Here is a 21,212-nt window from a genome sequence, read left to right as displayed (position 1 = left end):
TCCCAGCTCTCGTCGATGCCGTTGAGGATGCCGGTAAGCTCGGCGGCGTCGGAGCGGACGCGAAGCAGTCCCTCGAGGCCGCAGCCGAATTCCTCCGTCGTGATCTCGCGCGCATAGGTGCCGCTGACGGTGGTGAGGTGCGAGGCGTAGACAAGGCCGGCCTTGAGGAAGGAGACCTGGTCGTAGAATTCGACGCCGTCGATGTGGAAGGAGCTTTCCGGTGCGCCGATCCGCCGCAGCGCGTCCTTCGGAAAGAGGCCCTGATAGGCCAGGTTGTGAATGGTCAGGATCGACGGCAGCTTGGCGCCGCGCCAGGCGAGATAGGCCGGCACAAGCGAAGCCTGCCAGTCGTTGGCATGGATCAGGTCTGCTGCCCAATTCTTGTCCAGCTTGCCCATGGCCAGCTCAGCGGCTGCCGAGGCAAAGCGCGCGAAGCGGATGTCGTTGTCCGGCCAGTCGCGCCCGGACTCGTCGCCATAGGGGTTACCGGGCCGATCGTAGAGTTGCGAGCACAACAGCACGTAGACCGGCAGGCCGTCCTTGGTCGCCGCGCGGCCGAGCGAGCAAGCCGGCATTTCCGCGAACGCGGGGCAGCGGCCAACGATCTGAATATGGGTGAGTTGTTCGATGATGTCGCGATAGCCGGGCAGCATCACCCGGATATCGGCGAAGGGTCGTAGGGCGCGCGGAAGGGCGGCGGAAACGGCGCCGAGTCCGCCAACGCGGACGAAGTCGTCCATCTCTGTGGTGACGAACAAGACCCTCAAGAACGACTGCCCTCTTCCGATCCCGTTTGCTGCTATGCAAGAACGGGTCCAGTTACCCTGGAATTCTTAAAGCCCGCCCACGCGGCGCGTCTGTTCGGTAAACACTTTCCTACTCAGCCGCCGCCCTCTAGGGTCGCCGCATCAACAAGAGAGAACATCCATTGTTCCTGAGCGACCCGAGGACGCGGCACGTATGCAGTTAGCAGATAAGCATGAGGGGACGACGACAAAGGCCTTCGCCGGCCTCAGGGTCCTGGATTTTTCGACCACCATCGCCGGCCCTCACTGCGCACGGATGCTTGCCGACATGGGCGCCGAGGTCATCAAGATCGAGACCGACGGCGGGGAGACGATGCGGACCCGGCCGCCGCTGCGCAAGGGCTGCAGCACCGCGTTCGGGCAGCTCAATGTCGGCAAGAAGAGCGTGGTGCTCGACCTCAAATCCGAGGACGGCAAGGAGGCGGTGCGCCGGCTGGCCGCTACTGCCGACATCCTGGTCGAGAACTTTCGCCCCGGCGTGATGCATCGGCTGCGGCTCGACTATGACAGGCTGCGCGCCGTCAATCCGAGGCTGATCTATTGCTCGATCTCCGGCTACGGCCAGACCGGCCCGTCGGCCGAGCTGCCGGCCTACGCGCCGGTAATCCATGCCGCCTCCGGTTACGACATGGCGCATCTAGCCTACCAGCCCGGCCGCAGCCGCCCCGATTATTGCGGCATCTATCACGCCGACGTGGTCACCGGCACCTATGGCTTCGGCGCAATCGCGTCCGCGCTGTATCAGCGCAGCGTGAGCGGGCTCGGCCAGCATATCGACGTCTCCATGCTGGAATCGATGCTGTCACTGACGCTGACCGAATTGCAGAGTGCGCAATTCGCCGTAAAGCCGCCGCCGCGCCCGATGTTCGGACCGACCGAGACGGCGAACGGCTATGTCATGATCACGGTCGCCAGCGAGAAGACCTTTCAGGGATTGATGGGCGTGATCGGCCGCCCCGAATGGATCACCGATCCGCGCTTTGCGACCTATGCCCCGCGCCGCGAGAATTGGGCGGAGGTGATGGACGACGTCGAAGCCTGGTCGCGGCAGCTCACGACCGAGGCGTGTCTGGTCGCGCTGGGCGCGGCCGGCGTGCCGGCTTCGGCCTATCGCACCGTGTCCGAGGCGCTGGCCGATCCGCAGCTTGCGCACCGGCAGGCGCTCTCCGAGGTGCGCGACGAAGGCGGCTCCTTTCAGGTGCTCAACCTGCCGTTCCGGATGTCGGGCGCCGACACCACGCCCGCCAAGACGATAGCCGTGCTCGGCGAGCATACGGATGCGCTGCGCGGCGAGATCGGCCTCGCGGGCGATGCGCCAATTCCGACAGGCAAAACGTCGGCGACGCGCTGAGCACATTACGCCGCACACGCGGCGTGTGATCTTGCATGCGTTCCTCTTGCGGTGGCGAGCTTTTGTCGCCAATCTCGCACCGTCATTCAACGATCCGAAACATCGGACGAGGGATCCCGGGAGGAACCATGACGAAGATTGCTGCCGCGGCGCGCAAGCACGCGCCGATTTTCCTTGTTGCGGCATTTGCCCTGGCCACTCCGGCGGCGGCGCAGAAGCCAGGAGGCAGCATCACCGTCGGTCAGGAGCTCGACATTCCCGGCTTCGACCCGCTCAAGGTCGGCGTTTACGACACTTCGACCAACACCGCTGCCGCCGCGATCTTCGACACGCTGACAACGCTCGACGACAAGGGGGAGCCGGCGCCGAAGCTCGCGGTGTCCTGGACCCATTCTGAGGATTACAAGAGCTGGACCTTCAAGCTGCGCGAGGGGGTGAAATTCCACGACGGTACGCCGTTCAATGCGCAGGCCTTCAAGGAGAACTTCGACCGGCAGAAGGACCCCGCCAACAAGTGCCGCTGCGCCTTCTACATCACCAACATCAAGGAGGTGCTGGCGCCGGACGAATACACCGTTGTCTTCAATCTGACCGATCCCTCCGTGAACCTGCCGGCAACGATCACCATCCAGAGCCAAAACAATGTCGTGCATTCGCCGACGGCCTGGAAGACCAAGGGCGACGACTACAACCGCAACCCGGTCGGCACCGGTCCCTATATCCTGAAATCATGGACCGCCGGCGACCGCATGGTGCTGGAGAAGAACCCCAATTACTGGGACAAGGGCCGTCCCTATCTCGACCGGATCGTCCTGAAGCCGCTGCCCGATGCGCAGTCGCGCTTTGCTTCGCTGCAATCGGGCGAGGCCGACATCATCTGGGATGACGAGGCCGACGCCGACAACATCATGAAGGCGCAGAAGGATCCCAAGCTCACCGCGCACACCTACAAGGGCTCCGGCGCGCAGGTCTATGCCTTCAACACCAAGATCGCGCCGTTCGACGACGTCCGGGTGCGACAGGCGCTGGTGATGGCGATCGATCGCCCGAAGATGTCCCAGGCGATCAGCAACGGCCTGAGCCGGCCCGCGAGCAATCCTTACGGTGACGGCTCCTGGGTCAAATGCAAGGACGACGGCGCGCTGCCGTTCGACGTCGAGAAGGCCAAGGCGTTGATCAAGGATTACGGCAAGCCGGTCGAGTTCAAGATGCTGGTGAGCGCGACACCGCGTGGCCGCATGATCGGTCAGGTGCTGCAGCAGTTCTGGAAGCGCGCCGGCGCCAACATGGAGATCGAACAGGTCGACCAGGCCACCATTCCCTCGCGCGCCTTCACCCGCCAGTTCCAGGTGACGCCGTGGCGCATCGTCGATCTTGCCGATCCCGATCCGCAGATGTACGCGAATTTCCGCAGCGGCAGCCCGCTGGCGCTGGCCGGATACTCGAACCCCGAGCTCGACAAGCTGCTGGATCACGCACGCGTCACCGCCGATGTCGGCCAGCGCAGCGAGGATTATTGCGCCATCAGCCGCCTGATCAACAAGGAGGCGATCTGGTTCTGGACCTTCCAGAATACCTATTACGCGCTGTCGAGCGCCAAGCTGAAGGGCTTCCCGAAGATCTACAACGGCGTGATCGACGTCTCGATGACCTGGCTGGAATGAAGCCGCGATGCTGAACTTCGTCGTTCGGCGGCTGCTTGCCATGCTGCCGGTGCTGCTGGCGGTCTCGCTGCTGACCTTTCTGATCGCCTCGCTGCTGCCGGGCGATCTCGCGCTGGTCATCCTCGGCGATCAGGCGACGCCGGAGAATGTTGCGGCGCTGCGCCGTGACATGGGGCTCGACCAGCCGCTGTGGTGGCGCTACCTGAGCTGGCTTGGCCACGTCCTGCAGGGTGACCTCGGCCGCTCGTTCCGCACTGGACAGACGGTGTTGCAGGCGGTGGCAGAGCGCATTCCGGTCTCACTGCAGTTGATGCTGATGGCCGAGTTCATCGGCCTCCTGATTGGTGTTCCCGTCGCGATTGCCTGTGCCGCGCGTGCCGGCGGCGCGTTCGACCGATTCATGACCGGCAGCGCGTTTGCGATGCTGTCGATGCCGTCGTTCCTGGTGGCGATCCTCCTGATCTATCTGTTCGCGGTCGAGCTGCACTGGCTGCCGGCGACAGGGTATGTGCCGTTCACCGAGCAGCCACTGGCCAATCTTCGCTTCTTCGTGCTGCCGGCGCTGACGCTGGCCCTCGCCGAATGGCCCGGAATCATGCGGGTGCTGCGCTCCGACATGATCGCGACCTTGCAGGAGGACTATATCGCGCTCGCGAAAGCCAAGGGCCTCAAGCCATCGCGTATATTGTTCGTGCATGCGCTGAAGCCGTCGTCACTCACGCTGGTGACGGTGACAGGCATCAATATCGGCCGCCTGCTCGGTGGCACGCTGATCGTGGAATCGATCTTCGCGCTGCCCGGCATCGGCCGGCTGCTGGTCGCGGCGATCTACACCCGCGACCTCGTCATCCTCCAGGGCGTGGTGCTGCTGGTCGCCTGCGGCTTCGTCATCGTGAACTTCATCGTCGACATGCTCTACGCCGTGCTCGACCCCAGGATTCGCCATGGCCACGCTTGAGCTCTCGATCCGGGACGAGGTGACGGCTGCGCCTTCTAGGCGCAAGCGAAAGCTCGGCCTGTTGTTCTGGATCGCGAGCGGCTGGCTCGTGATCATCCTGACGCTCGCGATCCTTGCGCCGGTGCTGCCGCTGCAGAACCCCGTCGACATGGACATGCTGGAGCGACGTGCGGCGTTCTCTTCCGAGCACTGGCTCGGCACCGACGGGCTCGGCCGCGACGAGCTGGCCCGCCTGATCTTTGGCGCGCGGGCGTCGCTGACGGTCGGGTTGATCGCACCGATGATCGGTCTGACCATCGGCGGCGCGTTCGGCCTACTTGCCGGCTATTTCCGCGGCCGGTTCGAGACACTGGTAGTCGGCAGCATGGACGTGCTGCTCGCCTTTCCGCCCCTAATTTTCGCGCTCGCCGTGACCGCCTATCTCGGGCAGTCGATCCCCAACCTCACCTTGATCCTCGGCGTGCTCGGCATTCCCGCCTTCATGCGCGTGGCGCGGGCGGCGACGCTGACGCTGGCGCGCCGTGAGTTCGTGATTGCGGCCGAGGCGCTCGGCGCCAGCCATGCGCGTATCCTGTTGCGCGAGCTGTTGCCGAACGTGATCCTGCCGCTGCTCGCCTTCTTCCTGCTCGGCGTCGCCGTCACCATCGTGGTCGAGGGCGCGCTATCGTTCCTCGGTCTCGGGGTGCCGCCGCCGATGGCGAGCTGGGGCAGCATGATCGGTGAGGGGCGCGACAGCCTCGATGTTGCGCCGCGGCTCGCTTTCCTGCCGGCAGCCGGCCTGTTCCTCACCGTGCTGGCCTTCAATCTGGTCGGCGATACCTTGCGGGCGCTGACAGACCCGCGTCAGGGGGCGTTGTGAGTGCGCCGCTGCTGACCATCGCGGACGTCGCGGTCGAGCTGCCGACCCCGCGCGGAAGCTTGCGCGCTGTCGATCATGTCGACCTCTCGCTGGAGGCGGGCCGTACGCTGGGCATCGTCGGCGAGTCCGGCTGCGGCAAGACCATGCTGTCGCGCGCAGTGCTGCAGCTGTTGCCGAAGAGGGCGAAGCTCACGGGTCGCGTGATGTTCGACGGCCAGGATCTGGCGCAGCTCGCGCCGGAACGTCTGCGGCGCCTGCGCGGGCGCGACCTCGCGGTCGTGTTCCAGGATCCCATGACCTCGCTCAATCCGGTTCTCACCATCGGCACGCAATTGATGGAGACGATCCAGGAGCATCTCGAGCTCGATGCGCCTGAGGCACGGAAGCGCAGCATCGAGCTGCTGGCTGCCGTTGGCATTCCCGCGCCGGATCAGCGGCTCGCGCAATATCCACATCAATGTTCCGGCGGCATGCGACAGCGCATCGCGATTGCGATCGCGCTGTCCTGCGAGCCGAAGCTCTTGATTGCGGACGAGCCGACGACCGCGCTCGACGTCACCATCCAGGCGCAGATCCTGGATCTGCTCGCGCGCGAGCAGCGCCGCCGCCACATGGCCATGATCCTCATCACCCACGATCTCGGCGTCGTCGCCGGCCGTGCCGACGAGGTCGCGGTGATGTATGCGGGCAGGGTGGTGGAGCGCGCTCCGACGCAGGCTTTGTTCAAGCGCATGCATATGCCCTATACCGAGGCGCTGCTGGCGGCGATCCCGAAGCTGGATGCCGCGCCGCATACGCCGCTGCCGGCGATCTCCGGCCGCCCGCCAGATCCGACACGGCCGCTGCGTGGCTGCTCCTTCGCGCCGCGCTGCCGCTATGCCGCGAGCGATTGTCACCACGCCAAGCCCGCGCTGACGAGCGCGGAGATACCCGGACATCTCTATGCCTGCTTCCATCCGATCCAGATGACGGAGAGAGTTGGCGCATGATGCAGCCTGCCGTGCGCGCCGAACCGCTCCTGAACGTCGACAATCTCGTCGTCGAATACGGTCTCGGCAACAAGACGGTGCATGCCGTCTCCGGCGTCAGCCTTCAGGTCGCGCGTGGCGAGACGCTCGGGCTGGTCGGCGAATCCGGCTGCGGCAAGTCGACGCTGGGGCGCGCGGTCCTGCAACTGCGTCGCGCCAAATCGGGTCGCGTGCTGTTCGACGGCGAGGACCTCACGGCGATGGAGGGCGAAGCGCTGCGCAAGATGCGCCGCCGCGTGCAGCTGATCTTCCAGGATCCGATCGCTTCCCTCAACCCGCGCCGCCGCATCGGTGATATCGTAAGCGAGCCGCTGATCATCGCCGGCGTCAAGGATGCGGCCGAGCGCAAGCGCAGGGTCCACGAGGTGCTGTCCGCGGTCGGGCTCGACCCTGATCTCGTGGCAGGCCGTCTGCCGCATGAGTTCTCCGGTGGCCAGTGCCAGCGCATCTGTATCGCACGGTCTCTGGTGCTCAACCCGGAATTCATTGTCTGCGACGAGCCGGTCTCGGCGCTCGACGTCTCCATTCGCGCGCAGATCCTCAACCTGCTGGAGGAGATGAAGGCGCGGTTCGGCCTGACGCTGTTGTTCATCGCGCATGATCTTGCGGTGGTCAAAGCGGTCAGCGACCGCGTTGCGGTGATGTATCTCGGCCGTCTCTGCGAGGTCGGTCCTTCGGAGCGATTGTTCGCGAGGCCGGCGCACCCCTATACGGCGCTGCTGTTGCAGGCGATCCCGGTGCCTGATCCGGATATTCGTCCCGCCGAGAGTGTGGCAAATGGTGAGCCGCCATCGCCGATTGCGCCGCCGTCGGGGTGCCGCTTCCGGACCCGCTGCCCACGTGCCGATCAGCAATGCAGCGCGGAGATACCGGAGTTGCGCGAGGTCGCACCCGGCCAGTTCGCGGCTTGCCATCATCCGCTGGCCTGAACTAAGACCGGTTTGTCTCGCCTCGCCACCCATGGCATGGTGGCGATAATGACAAGCATGCCGGGAGGACGCCGATGAAGAGTTTCAAGGTTGCCGATTTCAAGGCGCCGCTGCAGGAGTTCGACGAAGCGACGCCGCAGCCGTCGGGCACGCAGGTGCTGATCAAGGTGAAGGCGGCCGGCGTCTGCCACAGCGATCTCCACATCTGGGAAGGTGGTTACGATCTCGGCCACGGCCGCAAGCCGCTGTCGCTGAAGGACCGCGGCATCAACCTGCCGCTGACCATGGGGCACGAGACGGTCGGCGAAGTCCTGGCGTTCGGGCCCGACTTGAAGCCGAATGACCAGGGCGACCTCAAGATCGGCGATGTCGGGCTGGTCTATCCCTGGATCGGCTGCGGCAAATGCGCGACCTGCCTTGCCGGTGACGAGAACATGTGCCTGACGCCGCGCTCGCTCGGCGTCTATTGCGACGGCGGCTATTCCGATCACATGCTGGTGCCGCATCCGCGTTACCTGCTCAATCTGAAAGGCCTCGATCCCGCGACGACTGCACCTTACGCCTGCTCAGGTGTCACCACCTACAGCGCGCTGAAGAAGGTCGAGCAGCATTTCGACACGCCGATCGTGATGTTCGGCGCCGGCGGTCTTGGCCTGATGGCGCTGTCGCTGCTGAAGGCGATGGGCGGCAAGGGCGCGATCATGGTCGATATCGACGCCAGGAAGCGCGAGGCGGCCGAGAAGGCCGGTGCGCTCGCCACCGTCGATCCCAAGGCACCGGATGCACTGGAGCAGCTTGCGAAGAAAGCCGGTGGGCCGATCCGCGCCGTGATTGATCTGGTCGGCAACGCCGCGACGACGCAGCTCGGCTTTGACTGCCTGACCAAGGGCGGCAAGCTCGTCATCGTCGGGCTGTTTGGCGGCGGCGCGACCTGGGCTTTGCCGCTGATTCCGATCAAGGCGATCACGATCCAGGGCAGCTATGTCGGCAATCTGCGTGAGACGCAGGAATTGCTCGATCTCGTGCGCACGAAGAAGGTGCCGCCGATCCCGGTGACGACAGCCCCGCTCGCCAAGGCCAACGACGCGCTGCTGCAATTGCAGCAGGGCGCGGTGGTCGGGCGTACGGTGCTGACGCCGTAGCGAACGCTCCCTCCATCGTCATTGCGAGCGTAGCGAAGCAATCCAGAATCCCTCCGCGGACACAGTCTGGATTGCTTCGCCGCAAGAGCTCCCGCAATGACGTCCTTGGCTAGTTCCCTTCCTCAAGGCTTTTCAAATGTCCGCAAATAACGCTTTCCACATTGCCGTGCTCGCCGGTGACGGCATCGGTCCCGAGGTCATGGCGCCGGCGATCGAGGTCCTGCGCAAGATCGAAAAGAAGTCGGGCCTGAGCTTCCGGTTTACCGAGGCGGCGGCAGGCGCCAACAACTATCTCGCGACCGGCAAGTCGATGCCGGATACGACGATCAAGCTCTGCGAGGAGGCCGACGCGATCCTGCTCGGCGCCTGCGGGCTGCCGTCCGTGCGCTACCCCGACAATACCGAGATCGCGCCGCAGATCGAGCTGCGCTTCATCTTCGATCTCTATGCCGGCGTGCGGCCCGCGCGTCTCATTCCCGGCGTGCCGAGCCCGATCGTCGGTGCCGACCAGCGTGGCATCGATCTCGTCGTGATCCGCGAATCCACGGAAGGGCTGTTCGCCTCGATGGGCAAGGGCGTCGTCACCCACGAGGACGCGCGCGAGACCATGGTGATCACGCGCAGGACTTCCGAGCGCCTGTTCGAATTCTCGTTTCGCCTTGCCGAGCGGCGCAAGGCGCGCGGCAAGCCGGGCATGCTCACCTGCGTCGACAAGGCGAACGTGTTCAAGGCCTTTGCATACTTCCGCGGCATCTTCGACGAGATCGAGAAGAAGCATCCTGGCGTGAAGACCGACCGGCTCTATGTCGATGCCTGCTCGGCGATGCTGGTCAAGCGTCCCTGGGATTTCGACGTGATGGTGATGGAGAACATGTTCGGCGACATCGTCTCCGACATCACCGCGAGCCTGATCGGCGGCCTCGGCATGGCGCCGTCGGCCGACATCGGCGACAAATATGCCGTGTTCCAGCCCTGCCACGGCACCGCCCCGGATATCATGGGGCAGGGTAAGGCCAATCCCACCGGCATGATCCTGTCGGCGGCGATGATGCTGGACTGGCTCGCCGACAGGCACGGCGTCGAGGGCGCGGCGGAAGCGGGCGAGACGATCGAGCGCGCGGTGGATCAGGTCTATGCCGGCGGCATCAAGCCGATGGAGTTCGGCGGCAGCAACGGCACCGCGGACATCACGAAAGCAGTGCTGGGCGCGCTCTGAGAAGCAATCGAGGGCTCCAGTTCATCTCAAAGGGAAGGGGCCTCGCGGCCCCTTGTCGTTCACCAGCGGCGCCAGTGGTGGTGGCGATGGCCCCAGCCCCACGGACGCGGGCCGTAGAAGCGACGGGGGCCGCCATAATAGCCATAGGCGCCGTAATAGTTCGGGCGCCAGAAGCAGCGGCCCCAGGGGTTGCAGACCCAGCGTACCTGATCGACATTCGCGGCCGGCCCGCTCGCGACGCGGTCGGCCTGCGGAATGCCGTTCGGCATCGCGGCAAGCGCTTGCCCTGATGCGAGCGCCGCGCCACCAAGGGCAGCCAGACCAAGCACAGCAAATTTCAGTTTCATCGCAATCTCCCTCATTGGTGGCGGGAGAACTACCGCGGGATCAACTGGTTGCTACCGCGCTGAGCCGCACGAGGAATTTAATCTTCCTGAACAAGGGTTCAGCTACTTGCCCTGGAACTGCGGCTTGCGCTTTTCCATGAAAGCCTGCCGGCCCTCGCGGAAGTCCGCGCTGTCCATGCAGGCGGTGCCAATCGCCTTGATCGCGTCCATGTCGCGTCGGCTTTCGTCCTTCAGCACCTCTGCAATCGTGATCTTTGCGGCCTTGATCGCCAGCGGGGCGTTCTCGGAGATGGTCTGCGCGATCGCCATCGTCTCACCCCAGAGCCCGCTCTCCGGGAACACGCGCTCGACGAGGCCGATGCGTAGCGCCTCCGCTGACTCGATGCGCATGCCCGTGTACATCAGCAGCCGTGCCCAGGACGGGCCGACCAGCGACACCAGATGCTTCAAGCCGTCATAGCCATAGGCGATGCCGAGTTTCGCGGCGGGAATGCCGAACTGGCTGCCGTGCGCGGCGATGCGGATGTCGGCGAGCATCGCCACCTGCATGCCGCCGCCGAGGCAGAAGCCCTCGATGCAGGCGATGGTCGGCTTGGGATAGCCGGCGAGCAGCGCGCGCTGTGCCGCGCTGCGCTTGGCGTACTCCTCGGACGCCGCCGCGTTATGGCGCGTCTTCTCGAACTGGCTGATATCGGCTCCTGATACGAAAGCTTTGCCGCCGGCACCGCGCAGGATCACGACGCGCACCGTCTCGTCGTCGCGCAGGCTCGTCAAGGCCTCGCCAAATCCCTCCCACATCTCCAGCGACATTGCGTTGCGCTTGTCGGGATTGTTGAAGGTGATTACGCCGACGCCGTCCGTGACGTGTTGGAGGATCCTGCCGTCGGCGTAGGATTTTTCGCTGGAGATGTCGGGCATTGCGCACTCGCTTGTCGAAGGGCGAGCGCAATGTGCGGCGCCGGCCCTTGCGGGGTCAACCGGGGCTGGGTGGACTAGCCTGCATCCGCCTGTGCCGGGATTGCATGGCGCGTCGCCCCGAGTGTCGTGCGTGCAAAGAAAAGGGGCGGTCGAGCCGCCCCGGAAAGGCCACGCGCAAGGGCGCGGGCCGGACTATGCTCGTTCAATCCGGCCGCGCCCCCGTGACGCGGCGGATTGAAGATCGGCCGTAAAGACAGGCCGTCGGTCGACCTCAGGCTTCGTTCGCCGCGATCGATTCCATCAGCGAGACGAGCTGACGCTGCACCGTCTGGTCCTTGATCTTGCTGTAGGCGCGCAGCAGGCGGAGGCTGAACGCGCTGTCGAGGAACAGCAGGCTTTCGACTTCGCGGGCCTTGTTGTCGCCGTCGTAGAAGAAGGTCACGGGCACATCGAGGGCGGAGGCGATCTGCTGCAGCCGAGCCGCGCCGACGCGATTGACACCCTTCTCGTATTTCTGGACCTGCTGGAAGCTGACGCCGAGCTTCTCGCCGAGCTCTGCCTGCGAGATCTTCATCTCCACGCGCCGCAAACGGATCCGTTTGCCAAGCTCAATGTCCGGCTTGCCGGCACTGCGCTGCTTCATTCTTTTTGCCGCTGCTTTCATCTCTGTTTTCACCTTTGTTCTTCGGTTGAAAATCCCCCGAAGAGCTGGGTCAGGGGTTCGCCCATATACGAGTCCTTGAATTCATGCGGGTGCACGAACTCTTCCTTAAACCACGGGAAGCGAGCCGGACTGAAAGCTTCGATCAGCCAGTCAATCATGTGCCGCACGCGCGGAATACGGCCGCTACCGGGATGGTAGGACAACCATATATCCAGCGGTCGGTTCAGCTCGACCTCCAGTGGAATCAATTTCCCGCCAAGCGCAATAGCGTAGCTTGGGAAGACGCCGATGCCGGCGCCATTCGCGACGGCCCAATAGTTGGCGCTCGAGACGTTGGTCTTCATGACCAGGAGGTCACGTTCCGAAACGCCCGGGAAGAAGCTCTCGAAGGATTCCTTGGCGGCGAGCTGGTCGGCGAATTGCAGCACCAGGCGATGCTTGATCAATTCAGCCGCCGAACGCGGCGCGCCATGCTTCTCGATGTATTTCTCGGAGGCCCAGAACATCAGGTGCATGCGGCCGAGCCGCACCAGCTTGATGTCGAGCGCCGAGGGACGCGACAGATGGATGGCGACGTCGGCCTCGTGGCGCGAGACGTCGGCCGAACGCATCGCGCAATGCAGGTCGACCAGGATCTTCGGATAGGCCTGCTGGAATTCAACCAGGCGCGGGGCGAGCCAGAACGTGCCGAGTCCCTCGGTGACGGCGACCCGAACTTCGCCGGACAGAGCATTGGCCATCGAATCGCTGGCGCGCAGCACGTCGAAGGTGGCGGCCTCCATGCGCTCGACGGCGGAGACCACCAGCGCGCCTTCGTCGGTCAGATGGGTGCCGTGGACGTCGCGGGTGAACAGGGTGGTGCCAGTCTGGCGTTCGAAATCGTCGATCCGCCGGCGCACGGCGTTGATCGACAGCGACAAGCGCTCGGCCGCCGACCGGAAACTTCCGCATCGGACGACTTCGAGGAATATGCGGGCCGCATCCCAATCAGAGAGGCCGCTGAGATTTGTCTTTGGGCGTTCCGCCAGAGGAACGCCCCTTTCCGCCAAGGAGTGCATACAAGTCCCTTCGGGTCGCTAAACTGGCAGAATCTGGCGCAAACCACAACCACTGCGGGTTGGGGGATGACTAGTTTTGAACGTCATCCTTTACTACTTCGTGGGTGGTATCTGAATGCTGCCAAAGCTGGGGAATCGGGCGGAAAATTGCCCGGATGAGGGGTGTGGCGTGAGTTCCGTTGCGAGCCGTCAAATGGCTGCGGGATTGCAGGCGCTGTCCGCAAGGAATGACTTTGCGCGAGAGCTGGCGCCGTATCCCTCGACGGATCAATCATCGCGCCCCAGGCGTTTCCTCCCGGATTGCTTCGGGAACGGTCAACTGCGCAGTGCGGCGATGTTGGCGGGAATCGCGGTTCCAGGGCCGAAATCGATTGAAATCAGGTTCGGAGGCGCCGCGGCCTCATGCTATCCTCGGTACTCCATGGGGGCCGAAGGGATCGTCACAACCAATTCTCGCAGGCCGAATTAACGGAAAGAACGCCGGTGTCGCATTCAGACGAACAGTTGCAGTCGGTGCTGGAAACACTTGAGGAGTGCCGCAGGGTCCTCAACGAGTGCGATAGCCGTGAGTCGGCCGAGCTGCTGTCCATCGTCATCCTCGACGTCAGGATGAAACTCAAAGGAATTGACAGTGCCGATCTCAAGGCACTGTGCGACGAAATGTTGCGGAGCGCTGCGAGCGAGCCGCCGTCCCCTTCCAAGCAGACGCAGGACCAGCCCCGGCGTCCGCTGCTCCGCGTGGTGAAGTAGCCGCGCCGCCGAATCTCGCTTTTTGGCGAGGTTTGTGCGCGTCCCGATGCCGCACCTGTGATCGCAGGCGGCATCGGGAGGAGCCCTGGTTTCATGCGCCTCTGTTGCGCATTCCCCGGCATCGGGTACACCAGAGCCGGTTCGGCTCCGGGCCGGCGCAATTCCCCCCCGCGCGCCGTACCGGCACCTGAGATGGCTCAGACGGCATCATGCAAAATGTTTCGATCCCGGCGGCGCTGATTGCCGGCCTCGTCAGCTTCCTCTCGCCTTGCGTCCTGCCGCTGGTTCCGCCGTATCTAATCTATCTCACGGGCGCCACGATCGAGCATGTCGAGAGCGACGAGCCGGCCTCGGCGTCCAAGCGCGCGATCATGATGTCGGCGCTGCTGTTCGTGCTCGGCTTCTCAACGGTGTTCGTCTCGCTCGGCGCCAGCGCCTCGCTGATCGGCGGGCTGATCCGCGCCTGGTCGGCCGAACTGTCGATCCTCGCCGGCCTCGTCATCATTGTCATGGGCCTGCACTTCCTGGGCCTGACGCGCATCGGCCTGCTGATGCGCGAGGGCCGGCTGCCGATCCCCAAGCCCGTCGGCCTCTGGGGGGCCTATATCATGGGCCTCGCCTTCGCTTTCGGCTGGACGCCCTGTATCGGCCCGATCCTGGCGGCGATCCTCTCGATCGCCGCGGCCGAGACCACGGTGACGAAGGGTGCCGGCCTGCTCGCGGTCTATTCCGCCGGCCTCGGCATTCCCTTCCTGATCGCCGCCCTGATGATCGAACAGTTCTCCGCGCTGTTCGCGCGCATGAAGGGCCACCTCGTCACGGTCGAGCGCGCCATGGGTGTGCTGATGGTGATCACCGGCATCGGCTTTCTCACCGGCGCGGTCTCGAATGTGAGCATCTGGCTGCTGGAGACGTTCCCGGCGCTGCAGAGCATCGGCTAGAGCATGATCCGGAAAAGTGCGCAGCGGTTTTCCGGATCATGCTTAAACGACGACCTGAAGCGTGACGGCGATTCATCCTGAGCGCATCGCGCTTCTGAGCGTGCTCGTGGCGGCGTTCGGAATGAAAGTGAAGCCGCTTATCGGCTGATCTTCTTGATGCAAGTTGGTTCGCTGCCGGGGTGATCGGTGCAATCCCAATCGGGTCCGAAGCCGGCCCCGGCGTTCCGCTGCGGCAGGAAAGGGAAATAGACCACAACCACCGCAAAGATGGCGACGGCGATGCTTGCGGACGCCGCCATCCATACGATGCCCGCCCGATCCGGACTCCAGCGGAGCCCGCGAATTGATCGATGCTTCCTCGAATTGGGATGCTTCACGGTCGTGTTATCGATGTGAGGTGGCGCTCGCCAAGGTTGTGATCTTCCAGTCCCAAAATCACCGCGCCTCGTCAAGCGTGCAGATCACCGTGCAGACGACGCCGCGCGGCAGAAAGTCGACGGTCGCCTCGCCGCCGAGCTGGTCGCGCGCGCTGCGCTCGATCAGGCGCGAGCCGAAGCCGCGCTGCACCGGCGCCGTCACCGGTGGTCCGCCGGTCTCGGTCCAGATCAATCGCAGCCGCGGCTTCGGCGCTTCCGTGATGACTTCCCAGTCCAATGTCACCCGACCGGTCTCGTTGGACAGCGCGCCGTATTTCGCGGCGTTGGTGGCGATCTCGTGCACGATCATCGACAGCACCACGGCGAGCCGCGGCGACAGAGGCACCGCGGGGCCGGCCATGCGGATGCGGTCCGGATTATTCAGAAGGAAAGGCTGAAGAGCCCGGGCGATCACGTCGCGGAGCTCGGAGCCCGCCCATTTCTCCTGGCTCAGGAGGTTATGCGCTTCGGCCAGTGCACCGAGCCGGCCTTCGAACTTGGTCCGCTCGTCCCGGCTGGCGCTGCGGAAGGTCTGCACCGCGATCGCCTGCATCAAGGCCAGCGTGTTCTTGACGCGATGGTTGAGCTCGTCGATCAGGAGATTGTGCAGCATCTCGCCGCGCGCGATCGTGGTCGCCATCCTGACCGCGAAAGTCAGGCCGGTCAGCAGCAGGATGCCGCCGATCAGGCTGGTGATCGCGATGTTGCGCCAGAGCGGCGCGATCAGCGAGCTCTCGGCGACGCCCGCCACGACCCTCCAGCCGGTCAGGCGCGAGGTGGTAAAGGCGGAGGACAGTGGCACCCCGTCGAGCGACACCGTCGACAGGGTCGCCTCCGAGGTGCGCGACATCGCGTCGTAAATCGCGCCGGACGCCTGCTTGCCGATCGTCGCGCTCGGGTTCGGCACGCGGGCGAAGACGATGGCTTTGGTGTCGACCAGGGACACGGTCCAGAGCTGGTCGGGCCGTTGCCTTTCCACGAGCTCCTGAAAGATGCTGATCGGTGGGCTGAAGCAGAGGTCGTAGATCACCTCGCCATTGCGGAACACCGGAACCTCGACGGTGACCACCTGCCGTCCGTTGATCGCGCCTGTGAACAGGTCGGAATATTGCGGCGACCTGGTCGCAAACACTTTTTCGATGATCTCCAGGTGGCCGCGTGGCGGCAGGCTTGCCGTGTCCTCCGTCGCGGAGGAGAACAACAGCCGGCCTTTCCGGTCGGAGATCAGCACCAGTCCGCCCTTGCCGTATTGTTCGACGAAGCCAAGCGCGATGCGGCGGAAGTTTTCGAAGTCGTCGTTACGCAGCGAATTCGTCAGCGCCAGGACCTGCAGGCCGCCGGTCATCCGCTGCACCTCGGAATCCAGCACCAGGCGCATGCTGCGCACGTTCTCCAGCACGCGGCGGGTCGCGTCGCCGCGGTCCTGCTGGTAGTTGTAGACGGCAATGCCGACCGCAAAGACGATCAACGGCAGCATCGTTCCCGTGACCAGAAGAGCGAGGCGGACGGGCAGGGTGAGCTTTGACAAACGCGGGTGTCCCAGTTCCGGCGCGACGGCGCCGGATTATGATTTTGGCCAGAACATACGGGCGGGACTGGCGCTGCGCCATGATTTTCGAATCAGGCGCAAGTCTTTGGACTATCGAAGAGAGGGACAGAAGCGCAGGCCGGCTGGAGCCCGATTGCACTGCAGCAGCAAGTCCCCTGCGACGAAGGAGTACCTCCCGCGCAGTCGAAATGACTTCCGTCCCGACGGGGTTTTTCATACGCTTCCCTCTCGCAAGCCGCATACCGGCTGCGCTCACGCCCCGGCGACAGGGGCGGAGCATCAAAGGGAGGGGAGACGATGAAGCGAAGATCATTTCTCGCTGGGTTCGGCGCGACCACAGCGGCGGCTACGATCGGCATGCCCTCGATCCTCAGGGCGCAAGCGCCGATCACCCTGAACGGCGCAGTCCAGTTCAACGACGATCATGCCTTCAACCGGGCGCTGCTCCGGTTCGAGGAGCTGGTGAAGAAGTACTACGGCAAGCCCGTCAATTTCACCCTGCACAGGAATTCCTCGCTCGGCCTCGAGAAGCAGTATTTCGAGTACATGTCGCAGGGCAAGGCGGTCGACTACGGCATCGTCTCGCCGGCCCACATGTCGACCTTCGCCAAGGCGGCCCCGTTCATCGATGCGCCCTTCGTGTTCAAGGGCATCGAGCACATGAACAAGGTCGTCGAAGCCAACATCCTGGCGCCGATCGCCGATGAAGTCGCGGCGAAGGCCGAGGTGGTTCTGATCGGTTATTCCGGCGGCGGCATCCGCAACATCTTCGCCAACAAGCCGCTCAAGAATCTCGCCGATCTCAAGGGGCTCAAGGTGCGCGTGCAGGGTGCGCCGATCTGGTCGAAGACCTTTGCGGCCGTCGGCATGAGTCCGACCGTGATCGCCTATAATGAAATCTACAATGCGATCCAGAACGGCGTGATATCGGCCGGCGAGAACGAGGCGGCCGGCGTCGAGGCGATGAAGTTCTACGAAGTGGCTCCGCACCTCAACCTGACCCAGCACGCCGTGTCGATCCGGCCGATCTGCTTCTCGGTGAAGACGTTGAAAACCCTTCCGAAGGATTTGCAGGACGCGATCATGAAGGCCGGCAAGGAGGCCGGCGACTATGGCCGTCAGCTCGAGTCGAGCGAAGAGGTCGTCAAGCTCGACACGCTCGAGAAGGCCGGCAAGCTCAAGCGCGTCCCCTTCGAGGAACGGGACGCCATGAAGAAGCTCGCCGACCCCGTGATGGCCACCTACGCCAAGGAAATCGGTGCGGAAGGCATTTTCGAGAAGATCAACGTCGTCTGAGGTCTTTGCATCCGCCGACAGCATTCCGGGCAGGCCCCGCTTCCTGCCCGGACATGGCGGATGATCGCCGCACGGAGTCCCAATGTCTGACATGCCCGTCCCGTCCACACCGTCGCTGTGGCGTCGCATATCGGCGGCCTATGCGAAGTTGCTGGAATTCCTGCTGGCCGCCTGCGTCGGGGTCCTGATCATTCCGGTCACGTTGCAGATCATCTCACGCTACACGCCCCTCATTCCGTCCTACATCTGGACGGAGGAAATGGCGCGGTTCCTGTTCATCTGGACGATCATGATCGGTGCCATGGTCGGCGTGCGCGAAGCGCAGCATTTCGAGGTCGACGTGTGGCCAGACCTGTCGCGCCGGTCCGACGCTGCGGTGCGGATTCTCGCGCGGCTCGGCATATTGGCGCTGGCGCTGGTGTTCGTGTCGGCCGGCCTGGAGTTCACCCGCTTTGCCTGGAACAGAACGTCGGAGCTGGCCGATCTGCCGCTTTGGCTCATTCACGTCGCCTGGCCTGTGGCTGGAGTCACGTGGATCGTCTTCGCCGGCGAACAGATCATCGATGAAACGCGCGTTCTGTTTGGGGTGGGGCGATGAGCGGCAATGTACTCTCAGCCGGACAGGCCGCGATGGTGCTGTTCGGTGTTTTCATCGGCCTGCTCATCGTGCGCGTACCGGTCGCCTTCGCGCTCGGTCTTGCCTGCGTGCCGATCCTGCTGATCGAGCCGCATCTGTCGCTGATGACGCTCGCCCAGGAGACCTTCAACGCGTACAATTCGTTCATCCTGCTGGCGGTGCCGTTCTTCCTCTTGACGGCAAACCTGATGAGCATCGGCGGCATCACCGATCGCCTGGTGACGCTGTCGCGCTCGATGGTGGGGCACTGGCCCGGATCGCTAGCGCAAATCAACGTCGTGCTGTCGGTGTTTTTTGCCGGCATCTCGGGCTCCTCCACCGCCGATGCGGCGAGCCAATCAAAAATCTTCATCGATGCGCAGACCAAGGAGGGCTACGATCTCTCGTTCTCCATCGCCATCACGGCGGTGTCGGCGGTTCTGGCGGTCATCATCCCGCCGTCGATCCTCATGATCGTGTGGGGCGGGCTGATCTCGACCTCGATTGCGGCGATGTATCTGGCCGGCATCGTGCCGGGCCTGCTGATCGCGGGGGCGCAGATGGCGACGGTGCACATCTACGCGGTGCGTCGCGGTTACCCGACCTATCCGAGAGCAAGCTGGGTCGAGATGCGATGCGCCATCTGGAGGTCGATACCGGCGCTGATGACGCCGTTCATCATCGTTGGCGGCATTCTGCTCGGGTGGTTCACCGCGACGGAGTCCGCCTGCGTCGCGGTGCTCTACTCCGTGGCGCTCTCGGCGTTCTTCTATCGCGAGACGGGGATACGCGAACTGTACAAGGCGTTGCTCGATACCGGACGCCTCGCCGGCGTGGCGCTATTCTGCGTCGGCACCGCCAGTGCGTTCGGCTGGCTGCTCGCCTACTACAAGATTCCGCAGGAGTTGCTGGCCAACGTGTCGACATGGGGCATGGGCGCGATTGCAGCCGGCTTCTTCATCTCCTTCTGCTTTCTGGTGGTGGGCTGCTTCCTCGATGCCATCCCGGCCATCATCATCGTCGGCACCGTGCTGGAGCCGCTGGCCAAGTCGGTCGATCTTCATCCGGTCCAGTTCGCGATCATTTCCATCGTCTCGCTGGCATTCGGACTGGTGACGCCGCCCTATGGCTTGTGTCTGATGATCGCCTGTTCGATCGCGGGCGTGCGGCTGCGCTATGCGCTGAAGGACACGGTCATCATGTTGATTCCGATGCTGCTCGTGCTCGCGGCAGTCATCGTCTGGCCCAGCGTGTCGCTGTTCCTGCCGCGTCTGATCGTGCCGGAAATGCTCAAATGAGCCTCTGACAGCGGATCCCGCAGCCGATGGCGGCGGGATCCAGCCAATTGGCTACAGATTGCTCTCGGTGATTGCGGCGTAGACCATGCTGCGCAGCTCGCGGCGCAGCGGATAGGCGCTCGACGGCAGCACCTGCGTCATGAAGATCGCAATCAGCTCCTCGGCCGGATCAATCCAGAACGAGGTGGTGGCCGCGCCGCCCCAATTGTATTCGCCGGGGCTGCCGGCGATCAGCGTCTCTGCGGGGCGCATCGTCACGGCGAAGCCGAGGCCGAAGCCGATGCCGTTATAGGTGGCTTCCGAGAACAGCGAACGCGACACCTCGGGCAGCGCGCGTCCGCCCGGAATGTGGTTGCTGGTCATCAGCGCCAGCGTCTTCGGTCCGATCAGCCTGATACCGCCGAGCTCGCCGCCGTTGAGCAGCGCGCGGCAGAAGGTGAGATAGTCCGCGACTGTCGAGCACAGGCCACCGCCGCCGGAGATGAAGGAAGGCGGGGTGAGGAACGAACTCGTCGCCGGATCGTCCTGCAGCGTCAGGCCCTCGCGCCGCTGGCCGGCATGGAAGGTCATGCCGCCGCCGGGATCGGCGGAATAGCAGGCCGCAAACCGATGCGCCTTGGAGGCCGGCACATGGAAATCTGTGTCGGTCATGCCAAGCGGATCGAGGATGCGTGATTTGAGGAATTGCTCGAACGGCATGCCGGAGATCTTGCCGACGAGATAGCCGAGCACGTCGGTCGCGACCGAGTAGTTCCAGGCTTCGCCCGGCGAGAACTCCAGCGGGATCTTTGCCAGGCCTTCGATCATGGTCTGGAGTGTGCCCGACTTCTCGACCTCGCCGATCTTCTCGGTGCGATAGGCGGCATCGACATTGGAGCGCTGCTGGAAGCCGTAGGTCAGCCCGGAGGTGTGGCGCAGCAGATCGACGATCAGCATCGGCCGCGACGGTGGCCGGGTCAGGAAGGCGGGGTAGGTGCCGGCGACGAACACGCCGAGATCCTTCCATTCCGGAATGTATTTGGCGACAGGCTCGTCGATGGCGACGAGGCCCTGCTCGACCAACATCATGAAGGCGACGCTGGTGAGCGGCTTGGTCATGGAATAGATGCGGTAGATGGTGTCGTCCTTGACCGGCAGCTTGCGCTCGACGTCGGCAAGGCCCTGAACCGAGCTGTGGGCGATCTTGCCGCGCCGATACACCAGAAGATGCGTGCCCGGGAAGCGGCCGGCATCGATGTAGCGGCTCTTCAGATGCGCATCGACGCGGTCGAGCGCGGCCTTGGACATGCCGACGGATTCGGGCGAGGCGGGGGTAGGGGCAAGCATCAGTTCCTCCGGGCGGTTTTGTCGGTCCGTTGATAGCCAAATGACGGCCCCATTCCAAGCCGCTCGCGCTTAACGCAGGG

Annotated in this window: 20 protein-coding genes; 13 read left to right on the top strand and 7 right to left on the bottom strand. The window is 64.2% G+C overall.

What is annotated here, in order from left to right; translation table 11 throughout:
* A partial coding sequence (locus SE92_RS14185) for a glycogen/starch synthase (protein WP_157095879.1) occupies positions 1–767 on the bottom strand: 767 nt, incomplete at its 3' end.
* A 193-nt stretch (positions 768–960) separates the two neighbouring features.
* On the opposite strand from SE92_RS14185, the gene SE92_RS14180 reads away from it, so the two are divergent.
* The 8 genes from SE92_RS14180 to SE92_RS14145 all read left to right on the top strand — a co-directional run bounded on the left by SE92_RS14180 (position 961) and on the right by SE92_RS14145 (position 9,953).
* Positions 961–2,157, top strand: coding sequence for a CaiB/BaiF CoA transferase family protein (locus SE92_RS14180; RefSeq protein ID WP_063196343.1), 1,197 nt, complete (start codon positions 961–963; stop codon positions 2,155–2,157).
* Between the two features lie 128 nt (positions 2,158–2,285).
* Positions 2,286–3,821, top strand: coding sequence for an ABC transporter substrate-binding protein (locus tag SE92_RS14175; protein WP_063196342.1), 1,536 nt, complete (start codon positions 2,286–2,288; stop codon positions 3,819–3,821).
* A gap of 7 nt (positions 3,822–3,828) precedes the next feature.
* Entirely contained in the window at positions 3,829–4,779 is a 951-nt protein-coding gene (locus SE92_RS14170; protein WP_063196341.1) for an ABC transporter permease, read from the top strand.
* A complete protein-coding gene (locus tag SE92_RS14165; RefSeq protein WP_063196340.1) occupies positions 4,766–5,638 on the top strand; it encodes an ABC transporter permease in 873 nt (290 codons plus the stop codon). Before SE92_RS14170 ends, SE92_RS14165 begins: the two co-directional genes overlap by 14 nt.
* Entirely contained in the window at positions 5,635–6,627 is a 993-nt protein-coding gene (locus SE92_RS14160) for an ABC transporter ATP-binding protein (protein WP_063196339.1), read from the top strand. Before SE92_RS14165 ends, SE92_RS14160 begins: the two co-directional genes overlap by 4 nt.
* Positions 6,624–7,595, top strand: coding sequence for an ABC transporter ATP-binding protein (locus tag SE92_RS14155; RefSeq protein WP_063196338.1), 972 nt, complete (start codon positions 6,624–6,626; stop codon positions 7,593–7,595). The genes SE92_RS14160 and SE92_RS14155 overlap by 4 nt, the downstream gene beginning before the upstream one ends.
* 74 nt (positions 7,596–7,669) lie before the next feature.
* Positions 7,670–8,737: an alcohol dehydrogenase gene (locus tag SE92_RS14150; protein ID WP_063196337.1), complete on the top strand. Its 1,068-nt coding sequence runs from the start codon at positions 7,670–7,672 to the stop codon at positions 8,735–8,737.
* 136 nt (positions 8,738–8,873) lie between these two features.
* Positions 8,874–9,953, top strand: a complete 1,080-nt coding sequence (locus SE92_RS14145) for an isocitrate/isopropylmalate dehydrogenase family protein (RefSeq protein ID WP_063196336.1) — start codon at positions 8,874–8,876, stop codon at positions 9,951–9,953.
* A 59-nt stretch (positions 9,954–10,012) separates the two neighbouring features.
* On the opposite strand, the gene SE92_RS14140 is transcribed toward SE92_RS14145, so the two are convergent.
* The 4 genes from SE92_RS14140 to SE92_RS14125 form a co-directional block, all read right to left on the bottom strand.
* Positions 10,013–10,300 carry a hypothetical protein gene (locus SE92_RS14140; RefSeq protein WP_063196335.1) on the bottom strand — a complete coding sequence of 96 codons (288 nt, stop codon included), beginning with the start codon at positions 10,298–10,300 and terminating at the stop codon, positions 10,013–10,015.
* A gap of 102 nt (positions 10,301–10,402) precedes the next feature.
* Positions 10,403–11,218 carry an enoyl-CoA hydratase gene (locus SE92_RS14135; protein WP_063196334.1) on the bottom strand — a complete coding sequence of 272 codons (816 nt, stop codon included), beginning with the start codon at positions 11,216–11,218 and terminating at the stop codon, positions 10,403–10,405.
* Positions 11,219–11,489: 271 nt separating this feature from the next.
* Positions 11,490–11,861 (bottom strand): helix-turn-helix domain-containing protein, encoded by a 372-nt coding sequence (locus SE92_RS14130; RefSeq protein ID WP_027546544.1) that lies wholly within the window; start codon positions 11,859–11,861, stop codon positions 11,490–11,492.
* A 29-nt stretch (positions 11,862–11,890) separates the two neighbouring features.
* Positions 11,891–12,940, bottom strand: coding sequence for a LysR family transcriptional regulator (locus SE92_RS14125; RefSeq protein WP_063196333.1), 1,050 nt, complete (start codon positions 12,938–12,940; stop codon positions 11,891–11,893).
* 483 nt (positions 12,941–13,423) lie between these two features.
* On the opposite strand from SE92_RS14125, the gene SE92_RS14120 reads away from it, so the two are divergent.
* On the top strand, positions 13,424–13,690 hold the full coding sequence (locus SE92_RS14120) for a hypothetical protein (RefSeq protein ID WP_063203515.1): 267 nt from the start codon (positions 13,424–13,426) through the stop codon (positions 13,688–13,690).
* Positions 13,691–13,899: 209 nt separating this feature from the next.
* Positions 13,900–14,631, top strand: a complete 732-nt coding sequence (locus SE92_RS14115) for a cytochrome c biogenesis CcdA family protein (RefSeq protein ID WP_063196332.1) — start codon at positions 13,900–13,902, stop codon at positions 14,629–14,631.
* Between the two features lie 435 nt (positions 14,632–15,066).
* Here SE92_RS14115 and SE92_RS14110 read toward each other — a convergent pair whose 3' ends face one another.
* Positions 15,067–16,524 carry a sensor histidine kinase gene (locus SE92_RS14110; RefSeq protein ID WP_063203514.1) on the bottom strand — a complete coding sequence of 486 codons (1,458 nt, stop codon included), beginning with the start codon at positions 16,522–16,524 and terminating at the stop codon, positions 15,067–15,069.
* Positions 16,525–16,893: 369 nt separating this feature from the next.
* Between SE92_RS14110 and SE92_RS14105 the strand changes: the two genes are divergently transcribed.
* The 3 genes from SE92_RS14105 (at position 16,894) to SE92_RS14095 (ending at position 19,806) form a co-directional block, all read left to right on the top strand.
* Positions 16,894–17,892 (top strand): TRAP transporter substrate-binding protein, encoded by a 999-nt coding sequence (locus SE92_RS14105; protein WP_063196331.1) that lies wholly within the window; start codon positions 16,894–16,896, stop codon positions 17,890–17,892.
* 82 nt (positions 17,893–17,974) lie between these two features.
* Complete coding sequence (locus tag SE92_RS14100; RefSeq protein ID WP_063196330.1) at positions 17,975–18,490, top strand: TRAP transporter small permease; 516 nt, start codon at positions 17,975–17,977, stop codon at positions 18,488–18,490.
* A complete protein-coding gene (locus SE92_RS14095; protein WP_063196329.1) occupies positions 18,487–19,806 on the top strand; it encodes a TRAP transporter large permease in 1,320 nt (439 codons plus the stop codon). The genes SE92_RS14100 and SE92_RS14095 overlap by 4 nt, the downstream gene beginning before the upstream one ends.
* A 51-nt stretch (positions 19,807–19,857) precedes the next feature.
* Here SE92_RS14095 and SE92_RS14090 read toward each other — a convergent pair whose 3' ends face one another.
* The gene (locus tag SE92_RS14090; RefSeq protein ID WP_063196328.1) at positions 19,858–21,132 is read right to left on the bottom strand and encodes a serine hydrolase domain-containing protein; all 1,275 of its coding nucleotides are present in this window, start codon (positions 21,130–21,132) and stop codon (positions 19,858–19,860) included.
* Between the last annotated feature and the right edge of the window lie 80 nt (positions 21,133–21,212).

It is taken from the genome of Bradyrhizobium sp. AT1, assembly GCF_001590795.1.
GTDB lineage: Bacteria > Pseudomonadota > Alphaproteobacteria > Rhizobiales > Xanthobacteraceae > Bradyrhizobium.
This window is presented reverse-complemented; position numbering and strand designations above follow the sequence as displayed.